4 protein-coding genes are annotated in these 1,851 nt (G+C 35.2%); 1 reads left to right on the top strand and 3 read right to left on the bottom strand.

The genetic code is table 11. The features are described from left to right. Positions 1-33 precede the first annotated feature (33 nt). Positions 34-441 (top strand): OmpA family protein, encoded by a 408-nt coding sequence (locus E1176_RS01655; RefSeq protein ID WP_155208840.1) that lies wholly within the window; start codon positions 34-36, stop codon positions 439-441. Here E1176_RS01655 and E1176_RS01650 read toward each other — a convergent pair whose 3' ends face one another. From E1176_RS01650 to E1176_RS01640, 3 genes are all read right to left on the bottom strand, one after another. After that, positions 442-864: a VOC family protein gene (locus tag E1176_RS01650; RefSeq protein ID WP_155208839.1), complete on the bottom strand. Its 423-nt coding sequence runs from the start codon at positions 862-864 to the stop codon at positions 442-444. Beyond that, positions 864-1,397 (bottom strand): DUF4199 domain-containing protein, encoded by a 534-nt coding sequence (locus tag E1176_RS01645; RefSeq protein ID WP_155208838.1) that lies wholly within the window; start codon positions 1,395-1,397, stop codon positions 864-866. Before E1176_RS01645 ends, E1176_RS01650 begins: the two co-directional genes overlap by 1 nt. Positions 1,398-1,480: 83 nt before the next feature. Continuing rightward, on the bottom strand, positions 1,481-1,851 hold a 371-nt coding region (locus E1176_RS01640; RefSeq protein ID WP_155208837.1), incomplete at its 5' end, for a response regulator transcription factor.

The raw sequence follows: 1,851 nt of genomic DNA, 5'->3' as shown, positions 1-1,851 counted from the left end.
TTTGACGTTTAAAAGTTAAAATCTCCTTTTTTTATGAAAAGAATCCTGTTGGTAGCGACTCTCTGCTTGAGCTTTGGCTTACTTCATGCTCAGGATTCTTTAATTGTAAAAAGTATATACTTTGGTGGTGGAAGTTATTATATCGATGGCCAGCAGATTGAGGAATTAGAGACTTTTATCGACCAAATCGAGCGCATAGAAAATTATGAGATCATAATCTTCAGTCATACCGACAATATAGGGGGGAAGGAGTACAATGAGTGGCTTTCTCAGATGAGAAGTACTTCGGTGGTTAAGGAACTATTAGAAATCAATGTACCTGAAGAATTGATTGAGATCAGAGACTTTGGTTTTTCTAACCCGCTTTATACAAATCGCACCCACAATGGTAGAGTAATGAATAGGCGAGTTGATGTGATCTTGTCGCCTATTGTATTTTGATTATTTAGTCGTTTTGCCCTCGTACATATCTGTAAATGATTGGTCTATAGGTTCCCACAGCTCAATTTTATTACCTTCCGGGTCTAGTATATGAACAAATTTGCCATATTCATAACTTTCAATTTCATCTAATACTTTAACCCCATTTTCCTTCAGCTCTTCTACCAGTTCTTCTATGTTCTCAACTCTAAAATTGACCATAAACTGTTTCTCAGAAGGCTCAAAATAAGTCGTTTTCTCTTCAAAAGGACTCCATTGAAGGTATGCTTTCTGGTCGGGTTTGTCAGACTCTCTAAACTCAAATAAAGAGCCATATTCGTTGGTGACCAGGCCTAGATTTTTGTCATACCAATCTTTTATTTTTTGAGGCTCTTTGCATTTAAAAAATATACCTCCTATTCCAGTTACTTTCTTTTTAGACATTATGCAGTTTGTTTAGGTTTTGAAACTATAAATGAGAATGACGAAACAATGGTGATTATAAGCCCAATGAGCCAAACCGTAAAAAACATGACGAAAAACTGAATGGTAGGGTTCATAAACATTTCTTTCTGAGACTCCATCTCTGCTTTGGCTACTTCGTACTCTGTAGCAGTCATAGATTCTTCCAGTTTTTGTAGTTCGTGCTGGTAATAACTATCCATAAATGTAGGGTCTATATACTCAACATAAATCACATTGTATAAGCCAAATGTTATGGATGGGAAAACAGCGATAAGTAAACCAACCTTCAAGGCTTGCCAAAAATTAATACTGCCATTTAGATGTTCATTTTTATACTTTTTTATACCAAAATAAATGGTGGTTAATGAAAGTATAATAGAGGTGTAGCCAATTATTTCACCCACATCGTAATTTTCCTCTGAGGTACCTAGTACAATAAGCGAGGCTACTGAAATGATAATTAAGATGCCTGCTGAAAATAGGCCGTAACGAATGATAATTTTTGTATTCATAATAACGTACTTTTTTTCTATGCAAGTAGGTAAAACTGTAAGAAACGCCTTTCATACTTAAGTATGAATTACATTTTTGGTACTTAAGAGTGAGATAAAATACCTATTTCTCGCGCCTTTTTAAGGGCTTCTGTTCTGCGTTTGGCATTGAGCTTACTCAATAAATTTGATACATGTGTTTTAACAGTATTCTCCGAAATATGAAGACTTTCTGCAATTTCATTATTTGATTTTCCCAGTGCCATTTGCCCCAGCACTTCTAACTCTCTTTTGCTAATTCCTACTTCATGAGCAGATGACACATTCAATGCTTCTTTATCATTTGTTGGTTTGCGAGCTAAAACACTGCCTACATATACTCCAAGTATAATAAATGCTGTAGCTGCGACAACTACAATAACTTCTTGTTTCAAATTAGAAAGAAACAGCGAATACTCTGTGAGTTTTATGAGAA

Origin of the sequence: Fulvivirga aurantia (assembly GCF_009711475.1) — a bacterium.
In the GTDB taxonomy this organism is placed as follows: domain Bacteria; phylum Bacteroidota; class Bacteroidia; order Cytophagales; family Cyclobacteriaceae; genus Fulvivirga; species Fulvivirga aurantia.
The sequence above is the reverse complement of the archived record's forward strand: the minus strand, read 5'-3'. Positions and strand labels throughout refer to the sequence as shown.